General features: G+C 41.3%; 14 protein-coding genes. 7 read left to right on the top strand and 7 right to left on the bottom strand.

Going from position 1 to position 17,814, the window contains the following annotated elements:
- The first annotated feature begins 3 nt into the window (after window positions 1–3).
- Window positions 4–381 carry a CU044_2847 family protein gene (locus HCR01_RS21880; RefSeq protein ID WP_193198176.1) on the top strand — a complete coding sequence of 126 codons (378 nt, stop codon included), beginning with the start codon at window positions 4–6 and terminating at the stop codon, window positions 379–381.
- A gap of 335 nt (window positions 382–716) precedes the next feature.
- The gene (locus tag HCR01_RS21875; RefSeq protein WP_193198175.1) at window positions 717–2,648 is read left to right on the top strand and encodes a caspase, EACC1-associated type; all 1,932 of its coding nucleotides are present in this window, start codon (window positions 717–719) and stop codon (window positions 2,646–2,648) included.
- A 116-nt stretch (window positions 2,649–2,764) separates the two neighbouring features.
- On the opposite strand, the gene HCR01_RS21870 is transcribed toward HCR01_RS21875, so the two are convergent.
- From HCR01_RS21870 to HCR01_RS21860, 4 genes are all read right to left on the bottom strand, one after another.
- Entirely contained in the window at window positions 2,765–2,980 is a 216-nt protein-coding gene (locus tag HCR01_RS21870; RefSeq protein ID WP_193198174.1) for a hypothetical protein, read from the bottom strand.
- A 497-nt stretch (window positions 2,981–3,477) separates the two neighbouring features.
- Window positions 3,478–3,612 (bottom strand): hypothetical protein, encoded by a 135-nt coding sequence (locus HCR01_RS40080; protein ID WP_264299932.1) that lies wholly within the window; start codon window positions 3,610–3,612, stop codon window positions 3,478–3,480.
- Between the two features lie 50 nt (window positions 3,613–3,662).
- Window positions 3,663–3,947 (bottom strand): type II toxin-antitoxin system YafQ family toxin, encoded by a 285-nt coding sequence (locus HCR01_RS21865; protein ID WP_193198173.1) that lies wholly within the window; start codon window positions 3,945–3,947, stop codon window positions 3,663–3,665.
- Window positions 3,944–4,168: a hypothetical protein gene (locus HCR01_RS21860; protein ID WP_193198172.1), complete on the bottom strand. Its 225-nt coding sequence runs from the start codon at window positions 4,166–4,168 to the stop codon at window positions 3,944–3,946. Before HCR01_RS21860 ends, HCR01_RS21865 begins: the two co-directional genes overlap by 4 nt.
- A gap of 231 nt (window positions 4,169–4,399) precedes the next feature.
- Here HCR01_RS21860 and HCR01_RS21855 point away from each other — a divergent pair, with 231 nt between their 5' ends.
- Window positions 4,400–4,642, top strand: a complete 243-nt coding sequence (locus HCR01_RS21855; RefSeq protein ID WP_193198299.1) for a type II toxin-antitoxin system Phd/YefM family antitoxin — start codon at window positions 4,400–4,402, stop codon at window positions 4,640–4,642.
- A gap of 489 nt (window positions 4,643–5,131) precedes the next feature.
- On the opposite strand, the gene HCR01_RS21850 is transcribed toward HCR01_RS21855, so the two are convergent.
- Together HCR01_RS21850 and HCR01_RS21845 are read right to left on the bottom strand one after the other, a co-directional pair.
- Window positions 5,132–6,712 (bottom strand): mechanosensitive ion channel family protein, encoded by a 1,581-nt coding sequence (locus HCR01_RS21850; protein WP_193198171.1) that lies wholly within the window; start codon window positions 6,710–6,712, stop codon window positions 5,132–5,134.
- A gap of 219 nt (window positions 6,713–6,931) precedes the next feature.
- Window positions 6,932–9,328 carry an EF-hand domain-containing protein gene (locus HCR01_RS21845; RefSeq protein ID WP_193198170.1) on the bottom strand — a complete coding sequence of 799 codons (2,397 nt, stop codon included), beginning with the start codon at window positions 9,326–9,328 and terminating at the stop codon, window positions 6,932–6,934.
- Between the two features lie 581 nt (window positions 9,329–9,909).
- On the opposite strand from HCR01_RS21845, the gene HCR01_RS21840 reads away from it, so the two are divergent.
- The 4 genes from HCR01_RS21840 (at window position 9,910) to HCR01_RS21825 (ending at window position 17,228) form a co-directional block, all read left to right on the top strand.
- Window positions 9,910–12,363 (top strand): GH116 family glycosyl hydrolase, encoded by a 2,454-nt coding sequence (locus tag HCR01_RS21840; RefSeq protein WP_193198169.1) that lies wholly within the window; start codon window positions 9,910–9,912, stop codon window positions 12,361–12,363.
- Window positions 12,364–13,165: 802 nt separating this feature from the next.
- On the top strand, window positions 13,166–13,780 hold the full coding sequence (locus HCR01_RS21835) for a cysteine peptidase family C39 domain-containing protein (RefSeq protein WP_226889531.1): 615 nt from the start codon (window positions 13,166–13,168) through the stop codon (window positions 13,778–13,780).
- Window positions 13,781–14,967: 1,187 nt separating this feature from the next.
- Window positions 14,968–15,306 carry a HetP family heterocyst commitment protein gene (locus tag HCR01_RS21830; RefSeq protein WP_193198168.1) on the top strand — a complete coding sequence of 113 codons (339 nt, stop codon included), beginning with the start codon at window positions 14,968–14,970 and terminating at the stop codon, window positions 15,304–15,306.
- A 1,283-nt stretch (window positions 15,307–16,589) separates the two neighbouring features.
- Entirely contained in the window at window positions 16,590–17,228 is a 639-nt protein-coding gene (locus HCR01_RS21825; protein WP_193198167.1) for a histidine phosphatase family protein, read from the top strand.
- A gap of 136 nt (window positions 17,229–17,364) precedes the next feature.
- Here HCR01_RS21825 and HCR01_RS21820 read toward each other — a convergent pair whose 3' ends face one another.
- Window positions 17,365–17,718, bottom strand: a complete 354-nt coding sequence (locus tag HCR01_RS21820; protein WP_320073153.1) for a hypothetical protein — start codon at window positions 17,716–17,718, stop codon at window positions 17,365–17,367.
- Window positions 17,719–17,814: the final 96 nt, after the last annotated feature.

Raw genomic sequence — 17,814 nt, 5'->3', positions numbered from 1 at the left:
TTGATGTCGAACATAGAACGTTTAGTCTTTGAAGAAGACGGGGAAATCTATACAATTCTGTTCGAGTCAAAGGAAACGCCAAGTGTTCCAGAAGTAGTTACACCAGAAGTTGATGAAGATAAAGAATCCTACGGCTGGCGGGAAGAGGCATTTGTCAAGATTGAGGAAGTTCATCATCAAATTCGAGCTTATACCAAATATGCCATTGGCGCTTTTAAAAATTTAGGTGCAGCTGAAGTCGAAGAGGTGACTCTGAAGTTTGGTTTGAAGATAGGCGGAAAAACTGGTATCCCCTTCGTGACCGAAGGTTCGGCGGAGAGTAATTTTGAAATTGAGGTGAAGTGTAAGTTTCCTGAGAATAAGCAAAATTCTAGTAGTTAAGGTTTTGCTTAGACAGGAATAAGTTTTATACCTTCAGCTATGCTACTAATTATGGAAGCGATCGCCTTTAACATCTAATACTAGCGATCTAGGAACTCTTACCCCATTAAAAGGCTTTGGGTAATCCTGCTTGTTTTAAAATCTGTTGGCGGTATGGCGTGACTTGATAAGAAGCAGGGAGTAGACAGAGTTTCCCAGTTGTTTTGGCAAGTATTGTCTCTCCCGCATTTGAAATTATTTTGACAAATCCGATTTTAAACGACTGCAAATACATTCGATAAAATAACAGCAACTACTTTATAGCTTTTGGTTATTTTCGATATAAGAGGTCAAAAATGGCTAAGATGGCACTGGTGATTGGGGTCAGTGATTACGAACCTGATTTGACCCCCCTGCCTGGATCTGCCAGAGACATAGAGGCAATGCAGCGAGTATTACAGCACCCCGATGTGGGTGGATTTGATGACGTTAAAATGTTGTCAAATCCTACGCCTCAGGAGATGCAGGAGGCGATTGAAACATTGTTTTCGGGTCGCAAGAAAGACGATCTAGTACTGCTGTTTTTCTCTGGTCATGGCGTCAAAGACGACAACGGTAAGCTGCATCTGGCTACTCGCATGACTCGTAAAACCCCACAGGGCGAACTGATTCGAGCAACAGCAGTTCCAGCCAGTTTTGTGCAAGACATTATGAGCAATAGCCGCTCTAAGCGACAAGTTGTAATTCTAGATTGTTGCTTTAGTGGAGCATTTGCTGAAGGTTGGTTAGCTAAGGATGACGGTTCTGTAGATGTTAAAAGCCAACTGGGAGGAGAAGGACGGGCTGTCCTTACGTCTTCGACTTCCACCCAGTATTCTTTCGAGCAGGAGGGATCAGACCTTTCCACTTATACTCGTTATCTAGTCGAAGGAATTGCGACGGGAGCAGCAGATCTTGATAGCGATGGTGTAGTTTCAATTGATGAGTTGCATGAGTATGCCAAAGGGAAAGTTCAAGAAGCTGCGCCAGCAATGAAACCAGAAATTTATGCCGTCAAAGAAGGCTACAAGATTCGTCTTTCTCAAGCGCCCATCGAAGATCCAAAGCTAAGGTATCGTAAAGAAGTTGAGCATTTTGCCATTCGTGGCATGATTTCTGTCGTAGGGCGTAATACCTTAGATGCCTTACGAGATGGGCTGGGACTGCTACCTGAAGTTGCTGCGGCAATTGAAGATGAGGTGCTTAAACCTTACCAGGAGTACCAGAAAAGATTGCAGCGCTATGAGCAAGTTTTAATTGAGGCGATTGGGCGTGAGCACTCTCTCAGCAGCCACACTCAAAATGAGTTAAAACATTTACAACGAGTTTTACAACTCAGAGATGAAGACATTGCCCTAATTGAAGCTCAAATTACTTCCCAGAAAAACGCAATCCAACCTTTAAGTGAACCGAAGGAAGTGATTCAGGCTCAAACTGACTTCCGCAGTGAAGATGTGACACCTGTCAACCCATCAAACAAAGCCCTAGCTGCAAGCCAAGCTGAAATTCCTACGCCACCTAGAATTAAGCCTCCAAGAATGCAGGCTTTTACTTTTCTGAGAAACCCTAAACTCCTTATTGGGGCCAGCATTGCTACTTTTCTAGCTTTAGTAGCTTATTTGGGGGTAACATCATCCCGCGATCAACCAATTGAATCACCTGCATCAATTACCAGTTCTACTTCATCTGACTCAACCAAGATTAGTTCATTGGATTTGTATAATCAGGCATTCAACAAACAAAACCAAGGGAATAACCAGGGAGCGATCGCAGATTACACTAAAGCAATTCAAGTTAACAAAAACTGGGGAACAGAAAATCCTGACACTAACTACTATGGTAGTGCCTCTGCCTACTTCAATAGAGGTTTTGTTCACTATTCGTTGGGCGAATTTCGACCCGCTTTTGAAGATTTCAAACAGGCAATCAATCTTAAGTCTGACCTAGCTATTGCCTACTATTACCGGGGGCTTGCCCGCTACTTCTCAGATGCCGATCGCCAAGGAGCACTCAGGGATTTCATGCAGGGAATTGCTATCAACAAGAACTGGGGATCTACCAATCCTGCGGCTAACTATTTTGGTAAAGCCTCTGCCCATATCAGCTTGGGAGATCTCAACTCTGAACTAGGCAATAAACCGGAAGCCATTAAAAATTACCAGGATGCAGTCTCTCTGTTTCAGAAAAAAGGAGAGATATTCAATGCTCAAAAAGCGCAGGACAGAATTAAGGAACTCCAGCAGCCATAAGTAGCATCTCTCTGCTGAAGAACAAGAGTAAAGTAAAGTTATTGTGAGCCAAAAAAAGCATGATGTCTTCGCTTCCCGTCAGCGACGCTCAAAGGTATCGAGTAAGTAACTCATCATTACAACTCGATTTCGTTAGGTGGTAGCAGTTCTTCTTGGTAGGACTCAAAAATAATACTTTCTACTACACCTTGATGTTGCATAATCTTTTCTGGCCAAGTCGTGGGTTTTGTTTCTAAGAAAGTAACAAAGACTCTGCTTTCAGTGATACCTTGTGGTGTTTCAGCTAGTTCAATTTTGCCATTTTTATAAGTTTCTTCAATGGTTCGTAGCATTGTTGTTTACCTCCTATCTAATTTTTAGTGCTTACAATGTAGTTCCAGTTTAGAATATCCTAGTTCTCAGGTAAGCGTAGATGCACCATAATATTACAAGCGATGTCTCCGACGAGCTACGCCTACGCCTTTCACTCACAATAATTGACCCTTGTATCTCGGTTGTTGCAGTTCTGAGCACGAAGTTCCGAGTTCTGAGCACGAAGTTCCGAGTTCTGAGCACGAAGTTCCGAGTTCTGAGCACGAAGTTCCGAGTTCTGAGCACGAAGTTCCGAGTTCTGAACACGAAGTTCCGAGTTCTGAGCATGAAGTTCCGAGTTCTGAGCACGAAGTTCCGAGTTCCGAACACGAAGTTCCGAGTTCCGAACACGAAGTTCCGAGTTCTGAGCACGAAGTTCCGAGTTCTGAGCACGAAGTTCCGAGTTCCGAAGGTGAAAACTGGAGTTCTAAGTCTCAACATTGGAGATTAGAGGTTTATTTTTTCTGTTCTCTTCTCATTAATCCTCGCTTTTAGCTTCTTCTTGGCTTCCAAACATATTTACGGCAGACTTCACAGGCGGCTTTTGCTTCCTTTGTTTGAGGATTAATGAAGATAGGATGGTAGCGGAGGCGATCGCACCATTAGACATCAAAGAATATTCAGAACGTGATGTCTGGGTTGTGCATCAACGCAGGATTTCTCTCAGTAGACTTCATCGTGGGTTCCAATATCAAGCAAGATGATAACATCTTCGTTGGTTTCGTTATCGATTTCGAGTGAAAAAACAATTCGGCAGTCGTAACCACAGGAACAGGCTCTTAATCCCGCTAACTCGCCTTGAAGAGAGTGTGTACCAAGTCGGGGCAGAAAAACATCCTCTTGCATCTGTTGCAAGGTGTCTTCAATTCTTTCTTGTAGCTTAGGATTACGGAGAACGAACTTACGGAATGAGCGTTTGAATTTCGAGGTTAGAACTAATTGTCTCATTCATTTTCTAGCAGCGTCGTTCGTAATTCTGTAATAATTTCTGCAACAGACTGATGAGACAGTTGACCTTGATGAAAAGCAGCGATCGCAACTTTCGCATCCTGTGCAATTTCTTGACGACGAGTTTCGATCAGGCGATTCTTGATAATTTCTAGTAGCATTTCTTGCTGTTCTGGTGGGAGTTGGCTAATTGTATCGAGTGCTTGTTGCAGAGTGATCATACTGCTGTGATTCTTGTTTAAATATAGATTTAATTGTACTTCGAGGAAACCAAATCCAACCGATAACAGCGGCGATCGCTCGCATTTTTTACCATTATCATAAAAGGCTAGACGTGCAGCGACTTGTCGTCAGACATTACCCTTACTCACTATAATTTAAGGCGATCGCTACTTGCTTGCATAAGTTCGTAGATAAACTAAAGTAAAGTTATCGTGAGCTAAAAAAGCATGATGTCTTCGCTTCCTGTCAACGACGCTCAAAATAATTTACAAGAGCTGATAGACCAAGTTGCAGAGCAGGGTAAGCCTGTAATCATTCAGGGCGATCGTGGTAATGCAATTCTGCTTGCCCAAAAAGACTGGTCTGCAATTCAGGAGACTCTTAATCTGTTATCTATATCTGGAATGCGAGAATCTATTAAAGAAGGACTAGCAACTCCGATCCAAGAATGCGATGAGGAATTGGATTGGTGAGTCAGGGCAGTAATGGAGAGCCACTTCCAAATTCTGAAGAAGTGAGCCAATGCAAGGATTTTGGATTTTGGATTTTAGATTGACCTTATACATAAATGCAGGGACTTCACTAAAAATTTTGGATTTTAGATTTGTTCCATGAATAAATTCACGGGACAACTCTAGGACTTACGCACTGAAGCCTGAAACCTAGATCCCCCCTAGCCCACGCCAGTCGCTCCACTTGGGGAGACTCCATCGCATGATTGCGTCTCCCCTTCTCTACGAGACGCTACGCGAAGGGAGAAGACCGCGCTGGCTCCCCTTAAAAAGGGGGGAACTTCTAAAGCCACCTTTTTAAGGGGGTTGGGGGATCTGAGTGCGTAAGTCCTGAACTCTTGGAGACGCTGCGCGAACAGGCCTGTTTAAATTTTGGATTTTGAATCATTCAATCCAAAATCCAAAATTTAAAATCTAAAATTCGGTGAGTTTGCCTGGCTTTAAGCTTTGCTAGTCGCTAGTTTTAACAGTTAAGGGAATTGTAATTCCTTCCCGGACTAAAGCATCAGTAAAAATTTTCCGTAGAACCCGCTGTATTTGAAGATGCTTTCCGGGCTTGACTTTGGTCAATGTTCGTAACAACAAATTAGATTCTCCTAGACTCTCTACTCCATCTATCAGCGTCGGTTCGAGTACATCTGGGTAATTTACTTTTAATTGTTCTCCCACTTCCTCAATCACTTTATATACATGAGCTAAATTAGAGTCATAAGGTATGCTAACTTCTACGACTGCATAGATATACTGTTTAGAGTAGTTGGTAATTGAGCCAATATCGCCGTTACGAATAATCTGTAATTGACCATTAGGATGTCTGACACGAGTAGTTCTCAGTTCAATTGCTTCTACAATTCCTTCTACAACCCTCTCTTCCGCTTTCCCCGCCTCAATATAGTCACCAACTAAGTAATAATTTTCAAACAGAATAAAAAAGCCGCAAACTATATCATTAATTAGTGTCTGCGCCCCAAAACCCACAGCTATACCAAGAATACCTGCACCAGCGAGTACGGGAGTAGGATTGATGTCGAGGATATAGAGGATAGAGACGATCGCACCGAAGTAAACTAGATATTGTAAAAAACTACGAATCAGAGGAACGAGGGTGAGACGTCTGCTTGTTTGTATGTCAGTGAGATTTTGGTCTTTGAATAATATTTCTTCAACTAGTAAGTAAACAACTTCAAATAAAACACGGCTGATGAAAATGACGCCGACTATCTTAACAATTCGAGGCCCAAAAATTGCGATGTTAGCGATGAACTGGACTTGCTGGATCACTAATGTTGCTACGCAGACATAAATTACAAATTCCAGACACCTCTTCAAAAAGGGGATTAGGTGTCGTAGGCGATCGTAGAATCTCAAAAGGTTGTTAGGACTGGAGTATCTTATACTCAGAGCATCTAGACTATCAATAATCGCGGTGATCGCTTTTGGTATGAGTAATCCAACGGCAACTATCAGATAGATTCGCAGCAGGATGGACAGGTATTCAGAGATGACTACTGGTACTTTAAGAAACTTGCTGCACCAAATGACAGCCCACAACCACAATCCAGTGGTAACAATGTTGTTGAGGTTGGCAAAGAACGTATCAATACTTTGATCATCGGTAGTGCTTTGTTCAATTCTCTTGGCACGAATGTTAGCTACCTTGAACCAATAGCGCACAAATTTGACTGCGATCGCAGCTAAAATCAAAGTACCAATGCTTTGAGCGCAGCCAATTCCTAAACTTACCCAAAATCCCGATGGGATACGCTTAATCAATAAGAGCGTGTATTGTTGAAGATTTTCGCCTCGATAAAGTAGAAAAGCATTAGCACCGATAATCAGAAGGCATGACAGCAAACAAGTAAGTATCAACAACACTTTAATATTTTGACGCAGAGTGTTGATACTTCTTCCCTGGTTTTTGACTAGAGAATGTTTCAAAAATAGTTTGACAACCTTGTTCAAAAGCCAGTTTCCTAACAAGAAAATGAAGATGACAATACTGACTTCAGCCAAGATAATTAATAAATCCATATCTAATCTAAAAATTAAAAAACTTATTCTCTGACTCTGATTTTACTTTTGAAAGTATACTGAAATTTAAAAATCTGTTTGACAAGGATTATAGGTGAAAATCTTTTCAAAAATCAAATAGAATTCCTGCATTATATTTAGGTACTAAAGAAGTGCAATTAAACTGATACAAGTAAGGTGAATAAGAAGATTTACCTTACTTGTACGAATTATTGTTATTTATACGACTTCTACAAACACCCCACTGCGGGCAAACTCTTCCTCTTCAGGAGTAAAGTGGGGAGTTTTATCTACAATTTCAGGGTCAAAGCGGTAGGTTTCCTGAAGAAATTGACCGGTGATCACAGATGATTCCAACTCTTTGATATAATCTTCGGCTAGTGTACACGCTTCTTTGATGCCTGACTCATCGCCTTTCTCTATCAGCTTTTGGAGAGTTGCTCTTACTCCTGCCAACCGCGATGCTGGTTTAAGAATCCCATAGAGGCGATATAAGCGCTCAACGGAAACGCTGAGGTGCTTGAGCGCTTTGCCTCGTGCCAGTTCGGAGTCTAGACTAGGCCAGTAGCGGGTAGTATAAAAAGCTTTCTCATCCTTGTGATACCACTCCTCGGAGCGAGCAATAGATGAGGAAACAGTGTTATGTAGTTTCCAGAAAAATAAGCGCAAGGCGTCACCATCCACGACTGTAGACAGCTTGGCCTCCATCGACACCTCAAAATTGTTCAGTTGCGGGTCGCGTCCGAGCAAAAGATACTCTACCGGGTACATATCGACCTCTTTGTTCTGCACCACATACATATTGAGGTGATGGCGGCAGTAAGGGCAGGGGTACATCGTGGCAAATAGTTTAAAGAAGTCTTGAAAAACTGCCACTAGTGCTTTTTGTTTTTCGTATGGCTTGCTAGACACGATTTCTGCTGTGGTGTGGAAGAAACGCCACACACCAGGCCCAATGTAATAAGGAAAGCTAACGCGCATCTGGGCATCTTTAATATCACTCCGTGCCAAATACACATCAATGAATGCCACATATTGCGAGAGTGCCCCCGACTCGCGCCCGAACTCTTGGCGTTCGCGCCGTTTTTGCACGCCATTAAGATAGTGATGCGTTAAACGCCATGCCTGCTTAACTGCGAGCTTTTGTTTGGGAGTGCATTTAGCAAAGTTCTGTGCTACATCCGCCCCATAGCGGTCAAATTCTCCCACTGCTTGAGTATCTTCATACCACTGAGCCAAAGCTGCTTCGTCAGCTACGGTGTTACTTTGGATATCAGCGGCAGTGTTGACACTAAAAGCAGCTAGCAACTTCGGCATGAAATCTTCATACCAGTAAGCCACTGGCATCATTGTACCAGGTATTTCTTCTGAAGCATCGTCGAGGATAACGCGGTTCCACTGGGTGAGGTAATCTTTGGGATCACCTGCTGATTTCGGGGGAGGTGGGGTAAGCTCTACATTTAGTTCCATCTGTCTGAGGCGGTTGAGTTCGTTGATTGCTAGCACGCCTGCTGCAATGTCACGAAAGCTGAAATGCTTTTTCTTAACAGTAATGGCGAACTCCACGCCCGCTGCAAACTTCTCTTTGACAGAGATGGATTTGCGGCGTGCTGATTGCATCGCTTTTTCCTCAGCCAGCATCTCAGGTGTTTTTTGGATGGTGTTCCAGTTCTTGATGCGGTCTTGGAGCCGAGAGTATTCTTTTTCGATTGATTCAACGACTGCATCTAACAGGGGGTAGCAAGCTTTTTCTACGATATCTAACCCTTTGTACAATGCGATCGCTTTTTGGACAAACTGTACAAAGTCTGTAATTTTGTAGGGCAGGTTTCTCACGCGCAGGTGGGTTTCGTGATTGGCTGAGAAACTCTCGCGGAAGCAGCGGTAGGCGGCTCCTTGAATCAGACGAAATAAACCAATCTGCATTTGCAGGCGAGAGGTGGCGCGTTCTTTTTGCTCTTGTGGGTGTTGCGCGAGCAGTTCTTTCAAACGTGCTACTTCTGGATTGTCGCTGGATGTTTCCTGTCCAAAAGATGTGGTGGTTGATAATGGGAATTCATCAGTAGTAGCCGCCGCTACGTCTGGGGTAACGGTGGCTGCATCATTTGTCGTGGAACTAGTAAAAGAAATGGGTAAATCTTTATAGCCGCTGGTTATTTCTGACTCTTCTGGAACCAGTTTCATAAACTCTTGAAAGTCAATAGAAGCATCACCATCGTGATCAACCTCTTTAATCATTTCTTCGAGTTCTGCATCCGTTAGCCCAAATAGACTCATTACATTGTGCAGTTCATTTGTAGTAATTTGACCGCTACCATCTTCATCAAACACGCTGAATGCCAGATGAAGACGACTTTTGCGATCGCCTTGTGCTGACACCATCAGGGTTTTAAATTCCTCGAAATCAATACTGCCTGATAAGTCAACGTCCACTTCTTTGATCATGTCGCGCAGTTCGGTGTCGCCAGGATTTTGCCCTAGCGATCGCATCACTTCCCCTAATTCTTTTGTCGAGATAGAACCGCTGCCATCCGTATCAAATACTTTGAACGCTTCCCACAGCTTTGCCACTTCTTCTTCAGTCATGACCTTTTTTTCTAATTCTACAGTTGCCATCAATTCATACCTCGATTTTTTAATTAGACTAAAAAAAGCCGAATGCTTTAATTCTTATTCAGTCAAGCAGCAATCTAATTTTGATGTTGAATTAGTCAAAAAATCAATAAAATATTAGGATTTTTAACTTTAAGATTCGCTAATTTCTATCTAAAGATATGTAATTTCTTCACGCGCTAAAGCATTTGTAAAAATCTTCCGAAGAACGCGCAGGTTTTAATAGATAAGCTCTTGAGCACTTTTTTACTCATGAGTTGTGAAATTCTTTCATCGGCTTCGGCATGGGTAGGCGTTTATAATAATTATTTATAATGTTAGTAAAAACTTAGTAAGTATATTGATAAAATTGCAGTTATTTGTCAAGGACAGTTAAGACAGTTAAGACAAAGCTAATTATGAATTTTTGATAACTATCTGTATTTACAAGCTCATTCAACCAGCATTGGTTCATCTGTGTATTTAATTTAACTTGGGGCGTGGGTATCAATGTTCATTTTTATGCTATCACCGCCTTCTACTTGAGAAAAATCGCACATCGCGCTAGTCTTCATTGACGTAACTGCACGCTGTGACATCAGGTGATGACAAATCAACGCTCCGTAAAAATTCCGTCTTGCACTTGGAATCGTCCCATCGGTTTAGGCTGGGACAAGCCTTATACCGTTCGCTACGCTAGTAATATCGATGATGGGCCTTGGCATGGTATGCCTCTAGGTGGCTTTGGTGCAGGTTGCATCGGTCGTTCTTCACGGGGAGATTTTAATCTGTGGCATATTGATGGCGGTGAACATATCTTCAAAAACGTCCCTGCTTGTCAATTCAGTGTGTTTGAGTCCAATAGCACATCTTCCCAAGCCTACGCTTTATCTACGCAACCGCCAGAAGATAGCAGTTTGCAAGGGTGGAAATGGTATCCAGAGAGTGGAGGAGTGGGAGAGTGGGAGAGTGGGGGAGAGGGAGAATCCCCTATCAACCAACAATACAAAACTGGCGAATATCACGCTTTGTATCCCCGTAGCTGGTTTGTGTATGAAAATGTATTTCAAGCACAGTTGACTTGTGAGCAATTTTCTCCTGTCTGGGCAGATAATTACCAAGAAACTAGCTACCCTGTAGCGGTGTTCCTCTGGAATGCTCACAACCCTACAGATGCACCTATTACTCTTAGCATTATGCTCACTTGGCAAAATATGGTGGGCTGGTTTACTAACGCTCTCAAATCTCCTCAAGTGCGGGTGCGTGATGATGGTAGTCCAGTTTACGAGTATCAGCCGCGCTGGGGTGAAAGTAAAGGGAATTATAACCAGATTGTTGAAGATACACAACAGTTTGGTTGTGTTTTAAGTCGGGTTGGTAATGATGCTTTGCAGGAAGGGGACGGAAGTTGGTGTATTGCGACGCTGAAACTTCCCGAAGTTGAGGTATTTCACCACACTCGGTGGAATCCTGTGGGAATGGGTGATGATGTGTGGCAAAGCTTTGCTCAAGATGGCTCTTTGCCTAATTCTATAGATGCAAATCCAGCAGTAGAAGGTGAACAGTTAGGGGCTGCGATCGCAATTCGTTTTACTCTCCAACCAGGTGAAACTCTGGAAATCCCTTTTGTACTGGTCTGGGATTTCCCCATCACAGAATTTGCTGCTGGGGTTAACTATTATCGCAGATATACAGACTTTTTTGGTAATGATGGTAATAATGCTTGGGCGATCGCATCTACTGCACTACAACAATATCAAAGTTGGCGATCGCAAATTCAAAACTGGCAACAACCCATTCTCGACCGGGAAGATTTACCCGACTGGTTTAAAATGGCTCTATTTAATGAGCTTTACGACCTCACCAGCGGCGGTACTCTCTGGAGTGCGGCATCAAAACTTGACCCCATCGGTCAATTTGCAGTATTGGAATGCTTAGATTACCGCTGGTACGAAAGCCTAGATGTGCGGTTATATGGTTCTTTTGCGCTGCTGATGCTGTTTCCCGAACTAGAAAAATCGGTGATGCGGGCATTTGCACGGGCAATTCCTCAAGGTGATGATACTCCCCGGATAATTGGTTATTACTTGACAATCAAGGCAGAAAGCCCGATCGCAGTTCGCAAAGTCGCAGGCGCAACACCCCACGATTTAGGCGCACCCAATGAACACGTTTGGGAAAAAACCAACTACACCAGCTATCAAGACTGCAATTTATGGAAGGATTTAGGTAGCGATTTTGTATTGCAAGTATACCGAGATTTTCTACTCACGGGTGCTGACGATGTAGAATTTTTGGCAGATTGTTGGGATGCGATCGCTCAAACTCTAGATTACCTGAAAACATTTGACCTAGATGGTGATGGAATTCCTGAAAATTCCGGTGCGCCTGATCAAACCTTCGATGACTGGCGGTTACAGGGCGTAAGTGCCTATTGTGGTGGGTTATGGTTAGCAGCGCTACAAGCAGCGATCGCCATCAGCGAAATTTTATTAAATCACAATCTTGGTGACCTCGGCGCGATGGCGGTTCAAAAATCCACTTATGAAGCTTGGTTAAAACAATCTCGCCCCATTTACGACGAAAAACTCTGGAATGGTCAATATTACAAACTCGATAGTAATAGTGGTTCCGATGTGGTAATGGCAGATCAATTATGCGGACAATTCTACGCCCGTCTGTTGGGATTACCGGATATTGTACCGAGCGATCGCGCCCTCTCTGCCCTGAAAACTGTTTATGATGCTTGCTTTGTGAAATTTTGCCAAGGTGAGTTTGGGGCTGCTAATGGTGTTCGTCCCGATGGTTCACCAGAAAACCCCAAAGCGACTCATCCCTTGGAAGTCTGGACGGGAATAAACTTTGGACTGGCGGCTTTTCTTGTGCAAATGGGAATGAAGGATGAAGCATTTAAGTTGACACAAGCTGTGGTCAGACAAATTTACGATAATGGGCTGCAATTTCGCACACCTGAAGCTATCACCGTTGCTGGTACTTTCCGTGCTAGTACTTACCTGCGAGCAATGGCAATTTGGGCAATTTACTTAACCATTAAGTAATAGCGTATCAGCCAAGAGCATTTTAAATCTCAACAGTGGTCAGTTGTAATTACTACTAACCACTGCTGATGAACTCTTGTAGTGCAGAGGTTTTAGACATTTGCTAACAATGCTCTTGAGGTTGACGGCTACGTTATTAGTGTACTCAATCGCCGGGTGATCTAACTTTAAATTTGCAACTTTAGATACAAATTCATGTACATAGATGTTTTAATATGTGCGCTTCAAAATGTACCTGATGTTCATCTGAGAAAGCAGAGATTACATCTAAGATTTTATTTTCCGGGTGTTTCCGGAAACGAAGGAAAATTTAAGTAATGGTAAGAGTTGAAAGATTTAGAACTTTAGACTACTGGTTAAAAAAATGCCAATATTACCAGAACTAGCCCTAAAAATTCCTAATATTTCCCAGATTATGTTGACAATTGACAAATTTCAACTGGAAAAAATTTATTTGCTAGGAATCTCAACTTAAAAATTAGGACAATTCAAGAAATGAATACTGGATAAAGTATGAAATATTTATTGACGACAAGAGTCGAAGACAGATGATTAATACTCTAGTCTAAAACAGGAGTTTGGTTTTGCTAGTAAAATTTTGTTTTCCAAACTTTCTCTTACGGAAAGCTACTGAGAAATTTTACCTCGGTAATGTGTGATTAAAAACACGTTCAATTGCGTTTTACAAAGGCTGTTGGAATGATGTAAAACTCAATCATTCAGATATTTATCAACTTTTTTGCCCTCTAACTGCTCGCCTCACACAAGTTAAGAAGCTTACCCAAAAAACCGAAATTAAACCATGAACTCCTCTTCGTCATTAAGAGTTCAGGGAGAACTGAAATATACAAATAACCAGCAATCTCCCACTCCGAAAGTTGCCAACTTCAAATTTTTGAGATTAGTGACAGGGGATACAAGCCTAAAGTCAGAATTTAGCCAAGTTTGGGTTCTCTATGAGTTTCAACTTGGTAACGAACTGGCTAGCTACAGTCTAGATGGGATTGAAGACAATAGCAGTTTTCTTTACCTAAAACTTCTTCCTAATGTAATTAATCTGCCATCTGGCAATCCAAAATCAAACAGTCTGCTAGCCATTCGGACTGCACCAGTTGACTCTCGTTCAATAACTCAATTGTGGCCTCTATGTCCCCTTATTCAACAGCAAAATTCACCAGATTGTAGCGCGACGTATTTGGCGATGGTTAGCCAATACTGGGATACGCGCTTGAGCCTAAATAGCCTGCGGAACTTAGCAGCGGTGAAACGTATGGGTGCGTTTCTCCAGGATTTAGCAGAAGCAGCCCAAACTTTAGGATATGAAGTGCTATCGGTAAGGGCGAGCTTGAGTAAGCTGGACTCATATTATAACCTTTGGATAGTTCATTGGCAAGGAATTTATTATGTAGTTGTTTAGTGAGTTAAGGCGATCGCTATTTCGTGATCACGCGATAGGTAAGCGATGGTTCTCGCGCCCAGTGTTTGAAGTATTGTTTTGAAAGCACGGCGTCAATACCTACTAGACATTAGTAAATCATGGGTAATTGGCAGTTTTTATTACTACTTCACTCAATTACAAGTGCATCTGTGATTTTACTTTCATCATTGGCTTGTAGTTAGGAAATAGACATAAGTAATATTTCATTTGGTTTGCTTGTGATTTAAGCATAAATTAGCTAGGGCTATAAAGTTTAAATTACTATATCTTTATTAGTTAAAACATTTATTGTCAGATGTTTTGCTATATTTTCTTATCGCTGAATTAAAAAGTTAAATATTAATATCATAAATTCAACAATTTAGAATATGTTGTTACTGACTATTACTCATGAAATAATCAGATAAAGTTACTGTGGGTTATCAAATATTTACAGCTATAAGCCTTGTCAATAAAGGCTTTTTTTGCATAGACAACAGTTTTTGATGTATGAGATGTGAAAATATTTTCAATAACTATGGCCAGTAATAGTTTTTCTAATGTTAACTATCTCACTGCCAAATTGAAGGGTGTTACACCTCATAGTTAATAACAAAATTTCTAGTATATTAAAGATAATCAAAGTTCCAAATAATAGTAAGTGAGGGGTAGCACCCCCCATAAAATGGAGAAAATGGACAAACTTAAAAGTTGCACAATACATAAGGAAATCCTGAAATATGTTCAGTAAATTTAATTCATGAGCATGCTAATTTAGCAGATAAAATTAAGGGTAAAAACAGAGTATAAATACGAGTGTTGCTCTTAATATTCAAAGATAAATAATTCTTCTCTACTAGACTAAAAAATGTGCAGCTTTACCGGAAATTTCTTAATCAGTAAGAAATATTATATGTAGGTAGTCAATTAGAGAAAATTAATTGAATTAGAAGTTTGAAAATTTAAATAGGACAAAACTGCATCTATTAAAAACCACATCGAGGTTTTGATCTTGCCAGTCGCACGACAAGACAAGAAGTAAATTTTTACCTTTCACTCACTAACAAGCAAAAGCTTCAGCCGAGAAGCAACCAGCAGTAATTTCCTTGATTAATCGAGGAAAAGCTGGGGAATTACGGTTGAGCAGCCAACAAACTTAATTAAAAACAGCAAGACCACTAAATACTATGAATCAAAACGTTCCTGGCATTAGTAGCAACTTAGACAAGACAATGAAAAATCAACATTTTGATAAAGTAGTGGAAGCAATTCTTGCCGGAAAGTATTCCTGGGCATGTGTTTTAATGCTGCGATTTGCTGGCTACAATCCTCTACATTACATTCCCTACCGCACATACAACCGATTGCTCAAAGAAAATACTCAAGCTAGTAGGTCAAATCAACAGCAAAAGGAAAATCTAAAAATAGTCAAACATTCTAATGATTCCAGGTCTGATAGTAATGTTTCACCAAGCTGCTTAAGCAAAATTAAAGACTTGGCTTATCTTGAAGTAGTTGGAAAGTAAAAAACCAAAATCCGTGGTAGCAGTCGAGATCAGAATAATTTAGGTGAGGATATCATCTATAAATCAGCAATTGAAACTCAATACGCTTGGTGTTAGCGCCAAGCGTATTGATTTATGGAATTATTAAATTAATATTCTAGATAAAATGTTATTATTATTACATTGGACTACATAAGCGTGTCGTAGTCAACAAAGTATTATACATCAGCATGGGATGTAATAAATTTCATCAGCTATCTTCAAAAATCTGCCAAAATGGCAAATATATACTGATGAAATACTTTAAATTAAAAATAACAACTTAAACAAAAAGACAGAGGTACTTGGCAAACAAATTAATTTTCTAGTTATGACTGTGAAATACATCAAACTGATTGCTAAAACAGTCAGTATTTCATGGATTAGATAACTTCTACACCAAAACCGACGATCTAACTGTTGCTGTTGGTGGTTCTTTTCCGAGGAAGTCTGAGCAAAAAGAATTTGGAGCGACTGCTTCCTAGAAGTCCGGGCGGAACTTCGTAAGTCAATCCATTTATATGTCTTCCGGCGGTGGCAAACGGCGAAAGCGTAGCTTATAAAACTTTCTACACTCAGGTTGGTGTTGCTTGAGTTCAAAAAACTCACTTTTAGCACCAGCACTAAAAACGGAAATAGAAAAGTTACAGTGAAATCGTAGTTGTGGCTTGTAGAACTTAAAGCTAATACACTTCTGTTTTGGCTAACGTAATCCTAGTCCTCCCAACCGGGATTATGTCTGCTTTGTAAATTGGCATTTATATAGCAACTGCTGGAAGCTAAAAGATTTGAATAGCTTCCAGCTTTTTATGTATAAATAGATATTGATTTAATCTCGTACCCAGACTATTTAAGATGGAGATATAGGATTACTATTTGATTTTAGAGCGGAATTAGGTATTGTAGGGTGTGTTAGAACGAAGTTCGTAACGCACCATTATTGATGTTTTGGTGCGTTACGCTGTCGCTAACACAACGCCAGTTTGCTCAAGTCGGGAGACCCGCCCACGCAACTGGCTCCCCTACGTATTTTTTCAGAAATCAAACCAGATTCCTATAGTATCAACTAGATGGTGAGAAATCTTGCGATGGGCTACGTTCCGCCGTAGGCGATCGCACCCTTGCTAAAACTTAAAGGTAATTCATCGATTAATTTAATTTATCAAAAATGTTATAAATTCGTAGTAACATATCGTAGGCATTAACTATCTTCAGCTACCTCTGATTGTTAGCGCTCCTAAATTCACAATTGCTAAGAATATACTGTGAGCCTAACTCTTTATTTCCTCCGTCATGGACAGACAGAAGCCAGCCGAAATAATGCTTTTTGTGGTTCTATAGACTCAGAACTTACCCCAGAAGGCTTGGAAATGGCAAAGGCTTTTGCATCTGCATACATTTCTACACCTTGGACAGCAATCTTTTGCAGTCCAATGAAGCGAACTGTGGCGACAGCAAAACCCCTATGTGCAGCCATTGGGCTGGAACCAGAACTGCGGGATGGTTTAAAGGAAATTAACTATGGCCAGTGGGAAGGAAAAACGCCAGAAATAATTAGCCGTGAATATCACGATGATTATATTCGTTGGTCAGCCGACCCGGCTTGGTACGCGCCAACTGGTGGGGAAATGGCAGTAACAATTGCTTCTCGTTCCTTGCAGGTAATTGAAGAAATCAAGCAGCTTTACAACAGTGGCAATGTTTTAGTTATTGCTCATAAGGCAACTATCAGAATTATTCTGTGTAGTTTGCTAGGGATTGATGTGGGACGCTTCCGGTTTCGTTTGGGATGCCCTGTTGGGTCGGTTAGTATTGTAGAATTTGGCTCACATGGCCCACTATTGAAGGCTTTGGCAGACCGCACTCATTTAGATGAGCGTTTACGGAATTTACCGGGAACATGAGGAGAATCAGGAGTTATTCTCCCTTGTCTTCCTTGTTCCCCTCACTTGCTTGCTCTGTATATTTGCAGAAAACGTTTATTCCAATTTTCAAAATATATAACACGACAATTGTCGCGATGTCTACGACGGGCTACGCCTACGCACCATCAATCGGTATTCCATGTACTGCTGCAACGGCAACCAGTGAGCCAATGATACTATTGAACAAAGAAGCACTACCAGGGTTATTGGTGTATTCTTTGATTTTGCCCCGTAAACCATCATCACCACAGATTTCAGTGCGGATTTCATTGAGGGTGAGTTGCAATAGAGATTTTTTGCCCTTACCATAATCTGTTTTGCCGACTTTCTCTTGCCAGAGTGTATCAAAACTAGCTTCTAGATTGCCGTTGTGTTGTTGCAGGGTGGTAAGTGCATATTGTGCTGGGGTGTCGTTTTGAAGAAGTTGCTGAAGTTCTTGGATTTCGACAGAGGTTAGTTGGGGATTCATACAGCAAATTCGTAGTTTATGAGGTACAGTAACAGCAATTTGTAAACCAATTTTTGAGATGTTGAGGATTAACTAATTCAAGTGCTATTTTAATTA

The organism is Nostoc sp. MG11, assembly GCF_014904695.1.
Lineage (GTDB): Bacteria > Cyanobacteriota > Cyanobacteriia > Cyanobacteriales > Nostocaceae > Komarekiella.
Note: the sequence above shows the minus strand (reverse complement) of the source record. Positions and strands in the feature narration are given on the sequence as shown.